General features: G+C 37.6%; 17 protein-coding genes. 2 read left to right on the forward strand and 15 right to left on the reverse strand.

The window, feature by feature from the left end; genetic code table 11:
- Positions 1-8 precede the first annotated feature (8 nt).
- From ACWNCI_RS06160 to ACWNCI_RS06205, 10 genes are all read right to left on the reverse strand, one after another.
- A complete protein-coding gene (locus ACWNCI_RS06160) occupies positions 9-1,898 on the reverse strand; it encodes an amidohydrolase (RefSeq protein WP_449387595.1) in 1,890 nt (629 codons plus the stop codon).
- Between the two features lie 2 nt (positions 1,899-1,900).
- Positions 1,901-2,647 (reverse strand): M17 family peptidase N-terminal domain-containing protein, encoded by a 747-nt coding sequence (locus ACWNCI_RS06165; RefSeq protein ID WP_449387596.1) that lies wholly within the window; start codon positions 2,645-2,647, stop codon positions 1,901-1,903.
- A 241-nt stretch (positions 2,648-2,888) separates the two neighbouring features.
- Positions 2,889-4,274: an alginate export family protein gene (locus ACWNCI_RS06170; protein ID WP_449387597.1), complete on the reverse strand. Its 1,386-nt coding sequence runs from the start codon at positions 4,272-4,274 to the stop codon at positions 2,889-2,891.
- 15 nt (positions 4,275-4,289) lie between these two features.
- Entirely contained in the window at positions 4,290-4,922 is a 633-nt protein-coding gene (locus ACWNCI_RS06175; protein WP_346985109.1) for a hydrolase, read from the reverse strand.
- Between the two features lie 86 nt (positions 4,923-5,008).
- On the reverse strand, positions 5,009-5,947 hold the full coding sequence (locus ACWNCI_RS06180) for an alpha/beta fold hydrolase (protein ID WP_449387598.1): 939 nt from the start codon (positions 5,945-5,947) through the stop codon (positions 5,009-5,011).
- Between the two features lie 668 nt (positions 5,948-6,615).
- Positions 6,616-7,329: a lycopene cyclase domain-containing protein gene (locus ACWNCI_RS06185; RefSeq protein WP_346985107.1), complete on the reverse strand. Its 714-nt coding sequence runs from the start codon at positions 7,327-7,329 to the stop codon at positions 6,616-6,618.
- Positions 7,330-7,785: a beta-carotene hydroxylase gene (locus ACWNCI_RS06190; RefSeq protein ID WP_449387599.1), complete on the reverse strand. Its 456-nt coding sequence runs from the start codon at positions 7,783-7,785 to the stop codon at positions 7,330-7,332. It abuts the gene before it with no gap.
- Positions 7,786-7,809: 24 nt separating this feature from the next.
- Complete coding sequence (locus tag ACWNCI_RS06195; RefSeq protein ID WP_449387600.1) at positions 7,810-8,646, reverse strand: phytoene/squalene synthase family protein; 837 nt, start codon at positions 8,644-8,646, stop codon at positions 7,810-7,812.
- Positions 8,647-8,651: 5 nt separating this feature from the next.
- Entirely contained in the window at positions 8,652-10,121 is a 1,470-nt protein-coding gene (locus tag ACWNCI_RS06200; RefSeq protein WP_449387601.1) for a phytoene desaturase family protein, read from the reverse strand.
- A gap of 2 nt (positions 10,122-10,123) precedes the next feature.
- Complete coding sequence (locus ACWNCI_RS06205) at positions 10,124-10,792, reverse strand: MarR family winged helix-turn-helix transcriptional regulator (RefSeq protein ID WP_449387602.1); 669 nt, start codon at positions 10,790-10,792, stop codon at positions 10,124-10,126.
- A gap of 166 nt (positions 10,793-10,958) precedes the next feature.
- Between ACWNCI_RS06205 and ACWNCI_RS06210 the strand changes: the two genes are divergently transcribed.
- A complete protein-coding gene (locus ACWNCI_RS06210; protein WP_449387603.1) occupies positions 10,959-11,408 on the forward strand; it encodes a PA2169 family four-helix-bundle protein in 450 nt (149 codons plus the stop codon).
- 66 nt (positions 11,409-11,474) lie between these two features.
- On the opposite strand, the gene ACWNCI_RS06215 is transcribed toward ACWNCI_RS06210, so the two are convergent.
- The 3 genes from ACWNCI_RS06215 to ACWNCI_RS06225 all read right to left on the reverse strand — a co-directional run bounded on the left by ACWNCI_RS06215 (position 11,475) and on the right by ACWNCI_RS06225 (position 14,651).
- Positions 11,475-12,527, reverse strand: coding sequence for a UDP-glucose--hexose-1-phosphate uridylyltransferase (locus tag ACWNCI_RS06215; RefSeq protein WP_449387604.1), 1,053 nt, complete (start codon positions 12,525-12,527; stop codon positions 11,475-11,477).
- Positions 12,511-13,698, reverse strand: a complete 1,188-nt coding sequence (gene galK / locus ACWNCI_RS06220) for a galactokinase (RefSeq protein ID WP_449387605.1) — start codon at positions 13,696-13,698, stop codon at positions 12,511-12,513. Before galK ends, ACWNCI_RS06215 begins: the two co-directional genes overlap by 17 nt.
- 80 nt (positions 13,699-13,778) lie before the next feature.
- Positions 13,779-14,651 carry an AraC family transcriptional regulator gene (locus tag ACWNCI_RS06225; protein ID WP_449387606.1) on the reverse strand — a complete coding sequence of 291 codons (873 nt, stop codon included), beginning with the start codon at positions 14,649-14,651 and terminating at the stop codon, positions 13,779-13,781.
- Between the two features lie 161 nt (positions 14,652-14,812).
- Here ACWNCI_RS06225 and ACWNCI_RS06230 point away from each other — a divergent pair, with 161 nt between their 5' ends.
- On the forward strand, positions 14,813-15,409 hold the full coding sequence (locus tag ACWNCI_RS06230) for a hypothetical protein (protein WP_346985100.1): 597 nt from the start codon (positions 14,813-14,815) through the stop codon (positions 15,407-15,409).
- A 131-nt stretch (positions 15,410-15,540) separates the two neighbouring features.
- Here ACWNCI_RS06230 and ACWNCI_RS06235 read toward each other — a convergent pair whose 3' ends face one another.
- Positions 15,541-17,574, reverse strand: a complete 2,034-nt coding sequence (locus tag ACWNCI_RS06235) for an alpha-glucuronidase (RefSeq protein ID WP_449387607.1) — start codon at positions 17,572-17,574, stop codon at positions 15,541-15,543.
- A gap of 107 nt (positions 17,575-17,681) precedes the next feature.
- Entirely contained in the window at positions 17,682-18,653 is a 972-nt protein-coding gene (locus ACWNCI_RS06240) for a glycoside hydrolase family 43 protein (RefSeq protein ID WP_449387608.1), read from the reverse strand.
- Between the last annotated feature and the right edge of the window lie 50 nt (positions 18,654-18,703).

The raw sequence follows: 18,703 nt of genomic DNA on the forward strand, positions 1-18,703 counted from the left end.
TTTTTAAATTAAAAAGCAAAACACGAACATCCTAAAGCTCCCCAAAACGCATGATAATTATTTACCGGCAAATTACTCATCCTTGCCTGATCATGATTGTGGGAATGAACATCACAACTTCCGGCACAACTGTGAATCTGGGAAGTAAGCGGTACTTTATGCGCTGACTTTGAATTCTTTTCAATTTCTTTCTGAGCGTATCCCCCGACAGGATAATAACCATTATACAGATTTGTCGGTGACCATTCCGGAAGAATTGGAACAGATGGCGGAGCAAATGATGAAAACTCTCCTTTTGCGTAAACAATGTTACCATCTACAACCGTCATTTCAGCTTCAATATTTTTAATATCTTCTTCCTCAATGGTGAAATAATCCTTATCAAGGACTGCCAGATCAGCAAACATTCCTACTTTGATGTCTCCTTTTTTATGATGCTCCTGAGAAAACCACGCGCTTCCTTTGGTGTAAAGTTCGAGTGCTGTTCCTCTGTCCAGCCTTGATTCCTGATACAGCTGAAGACCGCCAACCGTTTTACCAGCCGTTAACCAATACATAGAAACCCATGGATTATAGCTGCTCACTCTTGTGGCATCAGATCCTGCTCCAACAGGCACTTCCATGGCAAGCATTTTCTTTACCGGCGGCGTATTTTCAGCAGCTGTTGAGCCATAACGATCGGTAAAATATTCTCCCTGATAAGCCATTCTGCTTTGTATGGCGATACCACCACCAAGATTTTTCACTCTTTCAATATTCTTTTCGCTGATCGTTTCCGCGTGATCAAAAATCCATGGCAGACCATTGAATGGAATCTCCTGATTGATCTTTTCAAAAACATTTAAAAACCTGGAGATACTTTCATCATAAGTAGCATGCAGCCTGAAAGGCCAGCGATTTTCAACCAGCAAACGAACAACCTTTTCCAATTCTTCCTCCATATTTTCCGGAAGATCGGGTCTTGGCTGTAAAAAGTCTTCAAAATCTGCTGCAGAGAAAACCAGCATCTCCCCGGCACCGTTGTGACGGTACATATCGTCACCCTGATAGAGTTTTACCGTATCAATCCATTCGCTGAAATCCTCAAATTCATGCTTTGGTTTTTGGGTAAATAAATTATAGGCAATTCTTACCGTTAACTGTTTATTCTGATTCAATTCATTCACCACCTGATAATCATCCGGGAAATTCTGAAAACCTCCTCCTGCATCGATAACACTCGTGATCCCAAAACGGTTGAGCTCTTTCATAAAGTGTCTCGTAGAATTCAGCTGATGTTCGTAAGAAAGCTTGGGACCTTTGGCCAAAGTTGAATAAAGAATCATGGCATTCGGTGTTGCGATGATCAGTCCTGTCGGCTCACCGTTGGAATTGCGTTCGATTTGTCCTCCGAGAGGAGCCGGTGTATTTTTGGTATAGCCTACTGCTTTCAAAGCGGCCCTGTTCATCAATGCTCTGTCATAAAGATGGAGAATAAAAACAGGAGTTTCGGGAGCAATCGCATTGATTTCTTCCAGCGTCGGCATTCTTCTTTCCGCAAACTGAAATTCTGACCAGCCACCAACGACGCGCACCCATTGCGGAGACGGCGTACGGTCTACCTGATCTTTCAGCATACGCAACGCATCGGCTAATGAAGGAACACCGTCCCACCTCAGCTCGAGATTATAATTCAGTCCGCCACGAATCAGGTGAATATGCGAATCATTGATTCCCGGGACTACTCTTTTCTTTTTAAGATCGATGATTGTAGTCGTTTCGCCGGCAAACTGATCTGTCAATCCGTCATTTCCTACTGCGATAATTTTTCCCTCTTTAATGGCAACTGCTGAAATATCCTGAACTTCATTGCTGAAGCTGTGGATTTTTCCGTTATATAAAATAAGATCTGCTGTCATGGTTATTTGGCATTAAGTTGATCGATCGCATCTTTAATTCCGCCACCGGCAACGGTAAAAAATGAAGGTCCGGCCAATAAGATCAGTTTTTTCACGGTCATTTTCTCCGATACGTGCTGAATATTCAGGTAAGCCTGCGCGCGGTAAGCATCAAAAGCCCCCAACACTACATTTCCGGCAACAAGCGCTGTAGGAGAATCAATGCCTGCATCCTTAATGTCACTGGCAAATGAAACGGTCTGAATTTTCAGCCTTAAAGCTTCTCTCATGGCTACGCTTCCTACTTTTTTCATCAATTCGGCATCAAAAGTATTTCTGTCGCCAAGTCCGATGAGCAAAAGTTTTTTAGAACCCATGCTTCCTTTTGGTGGATCCATCAGTAATGTTTCCAAAGCATAGCCTTTGAATTTCCCGGTTTTTCTTACTTCAGTGATGATTCCTTTCAATGCTTCATCTAAGTGTACCATCCCGTTCAGTTCTGCAGGAAGCGCCGGAGATTTAAAAATATCGCCTTCCGTATATTCAAAAACGCAGGCAATCTGAAGATCTGCTACCGCTGCAGAAGGACCATTCACCAAACCTTCGATGGTTACACCATCTACTGTTCCCCATACTTTCTTTGTCCCGACAGCTGTTTTTACCTCTGCTTTTTGCTGAGCCGCAACATGATTTGTTATTGAACCTCCTACAAATACTGCTACGAGTAATATTTTTGAGATTCCGAAATATTTTGATATTACATTTTGCATAATAAATAGTTTTAGTAATTAATTTTTAAACTAATTTAAATTTAACCGCAAAAGAGACAAAAGGCTATTTTAAAGTTTAGATAAACAAAGTTCTCAAAAGAGTAAAAATCAAAGATTTTTAGACTATTGGGTTCTATATTTTCGATGTTGATTGACTTTTAATTCAAAGTATCTAAATCTTTTGCATCTTTTGCGGTTAAATGGAAAGTTTAAACAAGGTTGTTAATTTTTTAAGTGATAATTAAAATTTAAAGCCTAAACGGATATTATAAAATATACCGCTTTTGGCTCCGGGAATAATGTCTTCAATGAAAGCCCCTTTCCTGAAATACTGGATACCGCTTACCAATGCCATATATTTGTTAAAGCTGTACGTAAAATTGGTTAAATATGCAGTCCCGATATATCTTTTATCAGAGCTGCTGCCCGGACGATTCAGGGCTCCGCTTGGTCTGTAGACGCCATCCTGAAGAGAATACCGCCAGTTGAACACAACATCGGCCTGCATTTTAAGTTTTGAAGAAAGATCTAATGTAACGTAAGGATGAATATCAATAAGGTTCACCGGCCCGATTTGCGGGCTGAAACCGAAGTAACCGCCTTTAGGATACAAAGGATTAAAGGTTTGAAGCGTATTGTCATCTTTGGAGCGGTCTCCCGAGATATAATCATTGCGGAGATTAATGCTGGGTTTAAACTTTACATTTTCAAATAAATATCCGAGATCTACAGAGCCTGTCCATGCACGGATCGCTTTATCTCCGAAAGTCCCGAACTGGTAGGCGGCTTCCAGATTGTAGATGAATCCTCCGCCATATTTCCAGAAACGTGCACCAAACGTATGTCGTTTTTCTTTGGCAATTCCAGCTTCGAAAACCGCATTATCCCTGCGTATTCCCAGATAATACATATCCAGATTCCCGGCTTTCTGAAAGATGATTTTAGAATAAGCTCCCCAAAGATTAAGCTGTTTCGATATTGTATTATCAAAAACTCCGGCGTTAATGCTGTCTGCCATCATCGCAAATGCATCCACAGAAAAATTCTTTTGGGAATACATAAGTTTGGCTCCGGTAAATGAAAGTCTTACATTCGGACCTTCCCTTACAGATATTAATCGCCCGGAACCGTAATCCAGTTCCTGTCTTCCAACCCTTACCACCAGGTTTTTATCCTGATTCTTTAAAACTTTAACATCAACAAAGAGATTCTGAATACTCAGCTCATCTTCGTCGATTCCTCGTGGACCATTTTTTCTTCCGTTCTGCAAGGCACTCCGCACTTGTGAAAATATTCTGACACGCTCTCCCAAATGAATATCTGCATGCAGATCATACCGTTGAAGGAAAAAATTATTGTGCCCGATATTCAGCCTGCCCCAGTCTTCATTGTTGAAATCTACATATTCATAGCGTGCTTCTCCCCCGAAAGACAGATAGATATTTTTCTCATTGTTAAGCGGAAGAAATTTCACCTTATTATAAAAAGTGTCTGCAGAATCTTTGAGATATTCATAGTTTTCATCGTATCTCAACAGCTTAAAAGACTGCGCAGAGATCTTTCCCGAAAACAAGATAACCATTAAAATTCCGGAGAGGCAGGATATGAAATATGAAGACTTCAACATTTTAATTTTTAAATATTAATGATTCAGCATATTGTGAGCATAGTGAATTCCAAGTCCGTAGGAACCTCCGTATTTTTTCATCAGGTCAGTTACCGCTACATAGGTTTCCTGACGGGCCCAGTCTCTCTGAAGCTCTAGCAGATATTGTACAGACGTTACAGGTTTCACACCTGCATGGATCATTCTCTGAATAGCTCTCTCATGGGCTTCATCGCTTACATCTCCACAGGCATCGGTAATGACGTAGACATCATAGTTTTCTTCCAATGCAGATAAGGCAGGTCCTACGATACAAACCCCAGTCCATAAACCGGCGAGTACAAGCTTCTGCTTTTTGGTTCCTGTAATCGCTTTATAAGCCGCTTCATCTTCCCAGGTATTCATCGTAGTACGGTCGATATAGTTTGAAGTTTCCATAGGATATGCTTCCTGAACTTCGGGAAAAACAGGACCTGAAAAGCTCTGTTCGGCAACCGTTGTCACGATCGTCGGAACATTGAAAATTTTGGATGCTCCGCTGATGATGGCAACGTTGTTTCTCAGTTCACTGATTGCGATGCTTTTTGTGGCAAATGCCATCTGGCCTTCAAAATCAATCAGTACAAGGGCATGATTGTCGGGAGATAATAGTTTTGTTGATGGTTTCATAAAAGTTTATTTGGTTGTTAAAGTATTTTATTTTAAATCTGAAGAAAAAATTGCCCGCAACCTTGGCCACAGGCAATCGGGGCTAATTATTGTTTTAAAAACTTAAGGAGTTCTGTGTTGAATTTATCTTTTTCTTCCAGGAATAATGCGTGTCCGCTGTTTTCAAAAGGAATTAAGGTAGATCCTTTGATGGCTTTGTTCATCTGCTCTGCTAAAGCATACGCCACAATCCTGTCCTGTTTTGCCTGCATAATAAGGGTTGGAATCTTAATTTTCGGCAAGTCTCCTCTTAGATCTTCGTCTCTTAAAGCGATTAATGCCTGTTCCATGGCATACGCAGATGACTGCATTTCGATTCCGCCTAACCATGCACCGATACCCGGTGAAACAGAAGTTGGAGATAAAACGAATCTTTCACCAATTGTGTTCAGCAATCCCGGCCTGTCTACGCTGACAAGGTCTACCCATTTGGTGATTTCTTCTTTCGTAAATAATGGATAAGGATAATCTGTTTTTTTTGTATGAACAGGTGCTGCAGCGGCGAATAATGCTAATTTACTGACGTGAGCACTATTGTATTTTGCCACGTAATGCAAAGCGATAGCGCCACCCATTGAATGACCGCCTAGTGTTGCATCTTTGATATCCAACTGATCAAGAACAGATTTGATATCGGCAGCAAACTGATCGTAGTCGTATTTTCCGTATGGTTTATCCGACTGTCCGAATCCTCTTAAAGTGATCCCGATCACACGGTATCCTGCTTTGATTAAAGGAAGATACTGATATTCCCATGAAGCGTCGCTCACCGGATATCCGTGAATTAAAACAACAGGTTTTCCTTCACCAAGGTCGGTTACGTGAAGTCTCACATTGGGCTCAACTTCGATGTATTCGGCTCTTGCTTTGGCAGCAGTCTGCGCTGTATTCTGAGATTGATTTTCAGTTTTGTTTTCTTTGTTGCAGGAAACAAATAGTAAGGCTGATAAAACAGCAGCTGCGATAATGGGTTTAGTTTTTTTCATTACAAAATATTTTAAGGTTATAGATTATTTCCTTGACCTTTGCCAAAAAACAACCTAAAATATTAAAACATTGATTTGTAACATTTTAAATAAAAATCCGAATAAGATATTTTACGTAATGTCGTAAATTTATTATCTCATTATTTGCTTTTATAAAGAATTTTGTATTTCTGAAAAAGGAATTGAGTTTGAATTTATATAAAGTTTATATTTAAATTTTGGCTAAAGCCGAATGAAGCGTTCATTACAGAAAGCGGATTAAAGCTCACCTCTATTGAATTGAGAATGTTTTTTTATTTTGAAGCACTTTTACCTTAGATAAAGCCAGAATCCTGAGTTTTTGTCACATTTTCATCCATTAAAAACATATCCAAATAGGTTCCGGACATATCAAGAAACGTTATTTAATGGTCCGGAGACGTTAATGACCACAACAGATACTTTGTATAACCTATTCGACGACGTTAATTGCCTGTCCGGCGGGGTTTATGACGTGTATTTTGGGGTTGTATAAAGTCCCGCGAGACGTTGTTTACAATGGTGAGAAGGTTATTTAAAGACCTGAAGCATTAACAGACCTCATCAATTGACTTAAATACCTGTCTGTAATATTCTGTAACGTCAACAAATCATTATTTAGTTTAAAAAAATGATTTGAAAGTGGGGAATTAAGCTTCCACTTCAACCTGTGGTGCTTCTTCAGATTTTTTAAAAAGCTTAAAGAAAAATATATTCCACAGAATGAGTTCATAGCCGTAAACGGTGTCTTCAACAGGGATGGTAAAAATTCTCAGTCCCATGAATTGGTTAGGATTGTAGTTGACGATAGGAGATTCCAGTCCGGTTCCTGTAAGAATTCCATTAACAATGAGAAACCCTGGCATGAGCAGGAGATAAACGAAAGAGGCTTTTCCGATCCATCTTGCTTTGAATATAAAATAGAGAATAAATAAGCTGCAGCCTGTTGATAAAAACGTAACGAAAGTATAAATCCTTTCACAGTAAAAATTGCAGACCACTAAACAACCAATGATGGCTGCGACAACAAAGATCTTCTCAGGAAGAGGTTTCCAGTCGAGTTTAAAAAATTTATCGAGACAGAAGTAGGTAAAGATACAGGCAAAAGGAATACATATGAAAAAGAGTATTTCTTCTAATGGTAATCTGAAAAATTTTATCCCCAGCAAATACTTATCGTTGAACCACCATACTCCCATTTTTGTGAACCAGGCATCCCAGATGAGGAAAACAAAACCTACAAGCAATGAGGCTGATAGAAATTCACTGAAGTATCTGTTGAATCTGATCTTACGATGGAAAGAAAAAATAAAACATATAATGACAGTAAAAAAATTAATAAGAAGATAGAGATATTGTTGCATTTATTTATGGTTGTTAAAGTACATTTTAAAGTATTTGACGGGAACCCAAAGGAATCCGAAGCATTCGCCCTTTTCTTTTCCGGTATGCTTATGATGTTGTTTGTGTGCTCGTCTGATGGCGAGAAGATACGGATTTTCAGTATTTCTCAATAGCTTTATTCTCTGATGAATGAAAATATCGTGTACAAAAAAGTAAGCCATCCCATAAATTGCTATTCCCAATCCTATATAAAACCAATAATTAAAATCCTGAATTGTTCCGTAGTACATCAGAATAATGGTAGGAACAGCGAATATCACAAAAAAATAATCATTCTTTTCTATGTGTCCTCCGTTGCTGTGGTCATGATGATCTTTGTGCAATACCCAAAGCAGGCCGTGCATGATGTATTTATGAATAAGCCATGTCATGCCCTCCATCACAAAAAAAGTAGCTATTACAATTAGAAAATTCATTTTTTTAATTGGTATAAATGGTCATTATAAAAAAGAGGTTTTGTACTGTACATAACAGCTCATCATCAGGGAGATTTTAGCTCCGTTGGATATTCTGATCCTTTCGCTCATAATGGTCTGGGCAGATTTTCTTTTTATCTTTTTAAACAGAGAAACATAATATCTGTACGCAAGATACACTCCGAATCTTGAAGATGCGGGAAGCTTTTTAATCCCGATCAGTGCCTGCCTGAACTCTTTTTCTATTTCTTTTTCAATGGAATTTTTCACATTATTATCAAATAAAGTCATATCAAGATTTGGAAAATAGCTTCTTCCCAATGTCTCATAATCATCTTTCATATCTCTTAAGAAATTGACCTTCTGAAAAGCAGATCCTAAAATCATCGCATAAGGCTTAAGATTCTCATATTGCTCCCTGTCGCCGTTCACGAAAATCTGAAGACACATTAACCCGACCACTTCTGCAGAACCCAGAATATATTCCTTGTAAAGATCGGAATTATAATCGATTTTATGAAGATCCATTTCCATACTTTTTAAAAACTGATGAATAAGCTTTTCATCAATATTGTAATGATGCACGGTTTCCTGGAAAGATTGTAGTATGGGATTCAGCGAAATACGGTCTTCCAGTGCCTGAAAGGTTTCTTCTTTGAATTTTTTTAATAATTTTTCTTTGTTATAATCATGGAAGCTGTCTACAATTTCATCTGCCAGACGTACATAGCCGTAAATGGCATAGATAGGGTTTCTTATAGCAGCAGACAGGGCTAAAATTCCCAGTGAAAAGCTTGTACTGTATTGTTTTGTGGTTTCTTTACTGACCTTGTAAGCAAGTTCGTCAAATAGTTTTTTCATAGCAGTTAATTTTTTGTGGCTTCATGTGCAGCTATTTTTCCTGAAATGATGGATGGAGGTACACCCGGTCCGGGTACGGTAAGCTGCCCCGTATAGAAGAGATTTTTTATTTTTTTATTTCTGAGGGAAGGTTTCAGCACTGCGGTTTGGGATAATGTATTGGCAAGGCCGTATGCATTTCCCTGATAAGCGTTGTAATCTTCTTTAAAATCTTTTACACAGTAACTTCTTTTATAGTCGATTTTCAGAAGAAGGTCGTTTGCGCCTGTATGTTTTTCTAATCTCAAGATCATTCCCATAAAATATCGTTCTCTTATTTCTTCGGAATCTTCTATTCCCGGAGCGACAGGCATCAGGAGAAAAACGTTTTCACAGTTTTCGGGTGCTACGGAATCATCGGTTTTTGAAGGACAACAGGCGTAGAACAGAGGTTTTGTCGGCCACTTTTTATCCTTATAAATTTCTTCTGTGTGAAGATCCAGATCATTTTCAAAAAATAAGGTGTGATGTTTAAGATTAGGGATTTTTTCTTTGAAACCCAGATAAAAGATAAGACATGAAGGAGCAAAAACACGTTTTTCCCAATATTCTTCATTATAATTCCTGAATTCCTGTGGTAAAAGTTTCGATTCCGTGTGATGATAATCTGAAGAAGCAATGATGACATCAAAATCAATTTCCTTCTGATTTACCATCAATGAAGAAGCTTTTTTATCTTTTACATTGATTTTTTTTACATCTGCATTAACGTAAAAATGAGTTCCCTGCTTTTCTGCTATGCTTTTCATTGCATCGATAATTTTTGAGAAACCGCCCATCGGATACCATGTCCCTAACTTATATCCTCCGTAGTTCATTAAACTGTACAACGCAGGAATATCCTTTGGTGCAGCACCCAGAAAGATAACAGGGAACTCCATTAAAACAATCAGCTTAGGATGCGTAAAATATTTTCGAACAAAGCGCTGGAAATTCGTGAGAAGATCAAGCTTCAGGGCGCTTTTAGCTATTTTAGGTGAAATAAATTCAAACCATGAATGGCAGGGTTTATTAACAAAATCCTGCATTCCGACTTCATATTTGTACTGTGCATCTTTCATAAATGCATCCAATTTTTCTCCGGCTCCGATTTCCGTTCTTTCAAAAAGGTCTTTCATCTCTTCATAGTTGTGCGGAATATTCATCGTCCCATCGGAAAAAACCATTTCAAATTGTGGATCCAAAGGAACAAGGGTGTAAAAATCAGAAGCTTTTTTCCCAAAGTCATTAAAAAAAGATTCTATAATATCAGGCATCCAGTACCAGCTCGGTCCCATATCAAATGTATAACCGTTTTCAGTTTTGAAATTTCTTGCTCTTCCTCCAATATCACTGTTTTTTTCAAAAAGATGAACTTCATGACCTTCTTTTGAAGCATACGCCGCAGCAGAAAGCCCTGAAAATCCTGATCCGATTACCGCAATTTTCTTTTTCATGCTTAATTTTTAAATGAATATTCTTCGTAAACGGTTTTAATCAGATCTTTGCTGTCGATATTTCTTGAGAAAATCGGGTAATGAAAACGATCAAGTTTATTAAGGATCCTGATAAGTTCCATTTTTTCCTTGTAAGAAAGATTTCCGGCAACGATTTCGGTTGCTTCCCTTATTTTTTTCATCTGCTTTTCCAGTGCTTCTTTTCCTTTTTCAGAAATGTTGATGAATTTATTTCTTTTATCGATATCAGATTCCGTTTGCTCTATCCAGCCCCGCTTCAACAATCTTGTAATAATGAGCATCCCGACAGGTTTATCATGAATATTCTTCTTTATCAATTCCATTTTTGTCATTTTACCAAAAGCTTTAAGATTAATCAGATAAATAAAATCTTCCTGCGTGGTAAAACCGGAATCCGAAATAGCAGATTTGGAATAGGTTTTTGCATATCTGTTGAGATGTACAATCAGTGTGCTTATGGCACTTTCAGGAGTTCTTCCTGTTTCTTTTCCTTCCCAGTAAGGTTCTTCTTTTTGCTTATTTTCGTTTGATGAATTATTACACATCCATTCTTTAAATCCATCGATATCGGAAGAATAATGACGATCTGTATTTTCAATTTCAAATTGTTCCAGAAGATCAATGACTTCTTTTGTCATTTTGTAATTCATGATTTTGAATATTAGATTATAAATATACTTATAAAATATAAATTTAGTATAATAATAAACCATCAACATTTTTTATGCCAAACGTTTCTATTTTTACATTTTAAATAATTAAAGTAAAGAGGCATGTTTATTGTAACTTTCCAATGACACCAATAAAAAATTTAATATGAACAACGAAAAAACTGTATCAGTACTAAACGATTTACTGAACATTACGAATGACAGAATTGAAGGATTTTCTAAAGTTGAAGACAAAGTATGGGATACGCATTCTGCGTTAAAAAATGATTATGATCAAATGGCTTCACAGTCTCAGACAATGAAATCTGATCTTATCAGACTCATCAGTGAGCGTGAAGGTGAGGTAGACAATACGACAAGTACGGCCGGAGCATTCCACAGAGCATGGATTGATGTTAAAAATTCATTCACAGGAAACAAGGGTGAATCTACTCTTGAAAATGTTGTTTTTGGAGAAAAAGCGGCTATTAATGCCTATCAGGATGCATTGGACAGCGGAGATCTTTGTCCGGAAAGCTCACAGGTTGTTTCCGATCATCTTCATCACCTGAAATCTTCTTATGCGAAATTTGAAAATCTGGAGGAATTAAATTAATGACTATTCTATAATATCATTGAAGTAAGAGAGCCCTGTTTAGGAGCTCTCTTGTTTTTTTAAATTCTAATCTCTCAATTTATAATGTATTGTGGAAAGATTCTTCAAAATTTCCGCGCTTTGTTCGGGAGTTATGTCTCTCTGGGCTTCGGCAAGCATTTCATAGCCTACCATAAATTTTTTAACTTCAGCACTTCGAAGCAACGGCGGATAAAAATGCATGTGAAAATGCCATTCGGGATGTTCCAGTCCATCTGTCGGAGATTGGTGAATACCCGCTGAATAAGGAAATGATGTCTCAAAAAGATTATCATATTTCGTTGTAAGATCTTTAATAATCTCTGCAAACAATATTTTCTCATCTTCCGAAAACTGAAGTATATTATTTATTTTTCTTTTGCTGATAATCATCGTTTCGTAAGGCCATACCGCCCAGAAAGGAACCAGTGCAACAAAACTTTCGTTCTCTAAAATAATTCTTTTGCCTGCTTCCAATTCTTTTTTAAGGTAATCTTCCAAAAGAGATCTTCCGGTTTTGTCAAAATAAAACCTGAGATTTTCCTGAGTTCTTACCACAGCCGACGGAATAGATGACTGCGCCCAAATCTGTCCGTGCGGATGAGGATTGCTGCATCCCATCACCTGTCCTTTATTTTCAAATATCTGTACATGGTTGATAAAATCTTCAGCACCGAGTTCTTCATATTGTTGTTGCCAGGTATCCACGACTTTTTTAATATCTTTCACTTCCATTTCAGGTAATGTAAGACTATGATTTTCTGAAAAACAGATTACCCTGTTGATTCCGCGTTCTGGTCTGAGAGAGAAAAAATCTGAATGATCCTCAGAAAATTCAACTTTTTCATTGAGCAAAGATCCAAAATCATTATCAAAAACATATACTCCTTTATAATCCGGATTTCTCTGACCATTCACCCGAACATTTCCTGAACACAGATAACATTCAGGATCATATCGGGAAAGCTTTTCTTCTATTGGCTTTTCTGTCTGTCCCTGCCAAGGCCTTTTGGCGCGTTGCGGGGAAACCAAAATCCATTCGTCCAAAAGCGGATTGTATCTTCTGTGCGGATGCTGCTTACTGTCAAATGCTGAACTCATTGGTTGTATATTCTTTTGTTCCTTCGGAAATTTTCACCTGATATATTTTCATCTGAATATTAAATTCAGCCTGATATTTTTCGCTTATTGTTTTGATGACCCGATCTACGCAATCTTCTTTGATAAGATTGATGCTGCAGCCACCAAATCCTCCGCCCATAATTCTTGCGCCGAGAACTCCGTTTTCTTTTAAAGTCTGCTCCACTAGGAAATCAAGCTCATCACAGCTGACCTCAAATTCTGTGGAAAGTCCTGAATGTGTTTCGGTAAGAAGTTTTCCGAGGAAATCTACATTATTTTCAGATAAAGCTTTTGCAGCCTGCTCTACCCTTTTAATTTCTTTCAGGAGATAAAGACATCGTTTATATGAAATATCTCCTATTTCTTCACGCACTTCATCAAGCATTTCAAAACTGAAATCCCTGAATTTCTTTATATGCGGAAATTTTTTCCACAAAGCTTTTTTCCCGTTGTCAACATCATTGCGTCGGTCATTATAGCCCGAAGTGAGATGCGTATGCTTTACACAACTGTCGAACAAAACCAAACTGTAACCTTTAAGATCTGCATTAAAATATTGATGATCCAACGAATGGCAGTCGAGCATGATAACCTTTCCGTCTTTTCCGAAAACGGAGGCAAACTGATCCATAATTCCACATTTTACGCCAACGAAAGTATGTTCTGATTTCTGACCAATCAGGGAAATTTCTTTTTTGGAAAAACCTAAATTAAAAATCTGATTAAGAATAAAGGCAAATCCGCACTCCAGCGCCGCGGATGAAGAAAGTCCGGAACCCATCGGTATTGTACTGCTGAAAGCGATCCGTAATCCTCCGATTGTCTTTCCTTCTTCCTGAATGGCATTGAAAACACCCAGCAGATAATTAACCCAGGTCTGTACAACAGGCGATTGCTTTTCGTTAACGTTAAAACTGAAGCCTTCATTAAAATCCTTTGCAAAAAAAGTACAGGTTTCAGAATCTACCTTTTCCACCGCAAAGCAGATGTATTTATCGATTGCCGCAGGCAAAACAAAACCATCGCTGTAATCAACGTGTTCTCCGATAATATTGATTCTTCCGGGAGAAAGAAAAATATGTTCCGGCTCCGAATGAAAATTCATCCGGAATGCTTCTTTTGTTTTATTAATTAATTTTTCCTGGATCAAAATACAAAGATTTTATATTTAAATTTATAAGTGTTAAATTTACACGTATATTTCAAATAAACAATAACTGATGTTTGAAATTATTCCATAAAATAATTAAACTCTTTTCTGTACTGTGACGGACTTTTTTTAATGTATTCTTTAAAAGTTTTATTAAAATAGCTGAAATTATTGAAACCTGATTCAAAACAAACTTCAGTAATGCTTAAAGGTTGTTCTGCCAGGAGTTTTAGAGAATGCGTAATTCGGTATTCATTGACAAATTGAGTAAATGTTTTATTAGTAATTTTCTTAAAATAACGGCAGAAAGACGGCACTTTCATATTGGCAAGATCGGCAATTTCTTCCAGGGTGATCTGTTCTTTAAAATGATCTTTCACATAATTAAAAATATGATTGATCCTTTCATTATCCTCCACCTGCGTCTGCAGGTAATATTTTCCGGCGTTCAAAATTCTGTAATCCTGTGTCGTGGCAAGCTCCTCCAGTATTTCCAGGAAGCTGATAAGTTTGCTGAGTGATGATGATTCATGCATATCGGCTATTTTTTTACCGACAGTTTTTTTTAGATTTTCTCCAAAAACAATTCCGGCTTTTGATTTTTCGAGCAAAGCTGAGATTCTCTGCATTTCTGGTGTTTCCCAAATATTTTCACCCAGAAAATCAGGTTTGAACTGCATCACCATTTCGTAATCATTATTGGTATTTTCGTTGGTAAGTCCACAATGAGGAAGATTGCTTCCGATAAGCACAAGATCGCCATCGGAAAAATAAGAAATATTACTTCCGATCTGTCTTTTCCCCGAACCTCCGCACACGAATATCAGTTCTATCTCGGGATGATAATGCCAGACATGAGATTTTATATTCTCATTCCTGAGAAACTTCAGACTCGTAAAACTACTGCCAATATTAGGTTTTATGGCTTCAAAAGCAGGATGTGAATGTTTCATACTTAAACAAAAATTACATGTGTAAAATTAACAATTAATATTTAATTAATATACAAATTAGGTTAATATTGTACATATATATGAAAATTATATTGTATAACTGAAAAGATTAGTGCTGTAGATTTGCAGTATAAATTATTGATAACAAAAAACTTATCATTATGAATACATTATTAAAATCCAGTTTTCTTGTAGGCTTCTTATTGATCTCTGCAAGCCTGATGAGCAAAGACAGAGACTTCTCTATTTCTTTAGGAAATGTGAATGCAAAAACAATAAACTTTGAGGTATTAAACGCTAAAAACGTTTCCTTATTTGTTTATAACGATATCGACGGTGAATTATTTTCAGAAAAATTAGATACGGAAAATGCAGTATCAAAATCTTACGATCTGCAGGAATTATCTTCCGGAACTTATTACCTCGTAGCAGAATCTGAAACAAAAGTTGAAAAATACAAAATAAGCATCGGGAAAGACAATGTGTTGAAAGTTGAAAAAAATCCGGTAAGCGTAATCAACAAACCGGAATATACCATTTCAGGGAATTTTGTAAAGCTACATATGTCTGACGTAAACAAGCCTGTGAATATTTCAGTGCTGGATTTTGCAAATAACAGCTACTACAGCGAAGCAAAACAATCTGCTGACGGAACACTGGATCTTACATTTAATCTTGATCCTAAAACATCAGAAAATTACATCATAAGAGTAGAAGAAAACGGAAATGTTTTCAATAAAATAATTTCTCTTAAATAATAAATTTCTTTAAGCTATAGACTAAATTTATATAGTTATTCCGATTAATACCGGATAAATTTTACGTACAGTTATTTTTTTATGAGGCAACTCTTCTTTTCAAATCACGGAGAAAGAGTTGCCTTATTTTTTTAATTATGGTGACCCATATTGAGCTTTATTTTCTTCAGATCGCCCAGCTCATGCACTGGTCGTTCGATCTCATAAGGAATCGGCATTTTAGAAAATGTCTGGAAATACAATAAACAGGCATCTTTCCACCAAACGGCATCCCTGGCCTGAATTTTCAATTTTGACTGTACGTCCATAAACCTCTGTGCATCAATATATGGCTCCATCTGATCCCAGATTTTCTGATAATCTCTCACCTCGTGAACTCCTGAATCATATTTATAACACAGCTCATCCCACAAGGTTTTTCCGTCTTTCATTTTGTAATCCCACGGCACATGATGAAACCACAGAATAAGATCTTCCGGGCATGTCTTAATATTTCCGTAGATTTCGTTGAGAGGAGGAAAATATTGTGAAACCGCGTTACTTCCCGTTTTAGTCCTGTCGAAACCAAGTCCCTGCTCATCTGCCCGGTGATAATATACCGGCGACCAATCCGGTCTTCCGCCTTTGTAATCTCCCCAAGGTTCGGGGCCATAATGATGTCCCCCAGCAAAAATGTGGTGAAGACCCAAAGGCATCATATAATCAACAGCAGTTTCTCTTGAGGTCAGCATCATTTCTTTAACAGGATTGACAAACTTTTCATTATCCGTAAAAGTCATTGTAATCCATTCTTTTGCGATCTGATCTGCCGTAAGCTCATGATTCCAGGCCAGACGTCCGAAAGCATACCAATTGGCCTGTGCAAAATGATGACCTGTCCAGTTCACATCTTCTCCGATATTGGCCACAGCGGAAATGGCTGTAATTTTCGAGGGTCTTAATGTTCCGTCGGTAATTTTAGCAATGGTAGAACCTTCACCATCAGAATAAGTATCGCTTTCTAAAGTTTCTTTAAATAAGGGAGCGAGATAAACCAGATGATTAGCCTGTCCCAGATATTCCTGCGTGATCTGAAATTCCACCATCTCCGAAGTTTTCTTTAATGCACCAAATAGCGGATTAAATGCTTCACGAGGCTGAAAATCAACCGGTCCGTTTTTAATCTGAATGATCACATTATCCCTGAATTTCCCATCAAGAGGGACAAATTCAAGATAAGCCTGCTTGGCACGGTCGTCTTTACTTGGACTGTACACAAAAGCTCTCCACATAACGATTCCTCCGTACGGTTTCAAAACATCTGCCATCATATTGGCTCCGTCAGCATGTGTTCTTCCGTAATCCTGAGGTCCGGGTTGCCCTTCAGAATTAGCTTTTACCAAAAATCCTCCAAAGTCCGGAATTAATTTATAAATTTCCGAAGCTTTATCCTTCCACCATTTCTGAACATTTTTATTTAACGGATCCGAATTTTCTGTTCCTCCAAGAACTTTAGGGGACGAAAAATTTACGGAAAGATAAACCCTGATTCCATACGGTCTGAAAATATCTGCCAGCACTTTTACTTTCTTCAGGTAATCTTCGCGAAGCATGTTCGGAGAGGCATTAACATTATTCAATACTACAGAATTAATACCTACAGAAGCATTCGCTCTTGCATATTCTTCATATCTCGGGGATATTTTTGTAGGAAGATCGTCCCATTTCCAAAGCGAATAGCCTGCATAACCACGTTCGATGGTTCCGTCAAGGTTATCCCAATGGTTAAGAATTCTTACATCATAAGAAGGCTTTTCTGTAATATTTAAATTTAAAGTTGAAACATGGGTCTGCTGAAGTCGTAAAATATGATACACTCCATACAGCAAGCCTATTTCCTTTCCGGCAGAAATTACAATTTTATTCTGAGTTGATTTTATGGTATAACCGTCTTTCAGAGTTTTTAATGATTTATCAGTTCTCAGTTCAATAGTTTGTCCTTGCCAATGACTGCTTAATTCTTTTCTGGCAATATTTAAAGTCGGACTATTTCCTTTAGCAATGATCTGATCTGCCGATATCCCATTTTTTGCCGGAAAGCGAAGCCAAAGCTGACTTCCGTCTTCCGCAAAGATGAACAACGGAATTAGTAGGAATACTATGAAATACATTCGGAAATGCTGCATTGTAATTTTTTTTAATTTTTAATTTTCCATAGGTTTTACCTACGGCTATTATTGTTGAACCCTTCGGGTTCGCCTGTAAAATTGGTTTAAAACTTTGACAAAGTTTCTTAATTTTCTTCCAATCCTTCAATAGTTTTAATTTTACCGTCGGCATCATATTCCAGTTCCACAACTTTCATACTTCTGAGCCAGGTTCTTCCGCCGCTTGGAACACTGTCGTGGAAGAAGAGATACCATTTTCCTTTAAACTCGACAATACTGTGATGGGTAGTCCAGCCAACAACCGGTGTCAATATTTCACCCTGAAAAGTAAACGGTCCATAAGGATTGTCACCGGTCGCATAACAAAGCAAATGGGTATCACCGGTAGAATAAGAAAAATAATATTTCCCGTTGTATTTATGCATCCACGAGGCTTCAAAGAAACGATGTTTGTCTCCGTGAAGAAGAGGATTTCCGTTTTCATCGAGAATAAGAACATCTTTAGGCTCTTCGCCAAATTCCAGCATATTGTCGCTTAACAAAGCAACTTTGGATGGAATGGCAGGTTCATCATCCTGAGGAATTATGGCAGATTCCAACGCTTTATTGTTTCGGTAACGCTGCAATTGTCCGCCCCAGATTCCTCCGAAATACATATAATGCTTTCCGTTTTCTTCAAAAATACATGGATCGATGCTGTAACTTCCCAACATCGGATGCTTTTCAGGAACAAAAGGCCCATACGGTTTGTCGCTTACCGCGACACCGATTCTGAAAATATCATTCTTATCCTTTAGCGGAAAATACATATAATATTTACCATCTTTAAAAGCAACATCGCAATCCCACAACTGTCTCCCCGACCATGGAATATCCTTAACGGAAAGTACGACACCGTGATCGGTAACTTCTCCGTTTTCCACATCGTCTAAAGAAAAAACATGGTAATCGTTCATATCGAAATGATCACCATTATCATTTTCTTCAATGCCACTTTCACGATCATGGGAAGGATAGATATAAATTTTACCCTCAAAAACATGTACGGAAGGATCTGCCATATAGTCTTTCGGGAAAAGGTATTTTGCTTTGTTCATTGTTTAGATATTTAGATAATAGACTGATAGATAATAGATTTATAAATGAT

It is taken from the genome of Chryseobacterium lineare (assembly GCF_977014045.1).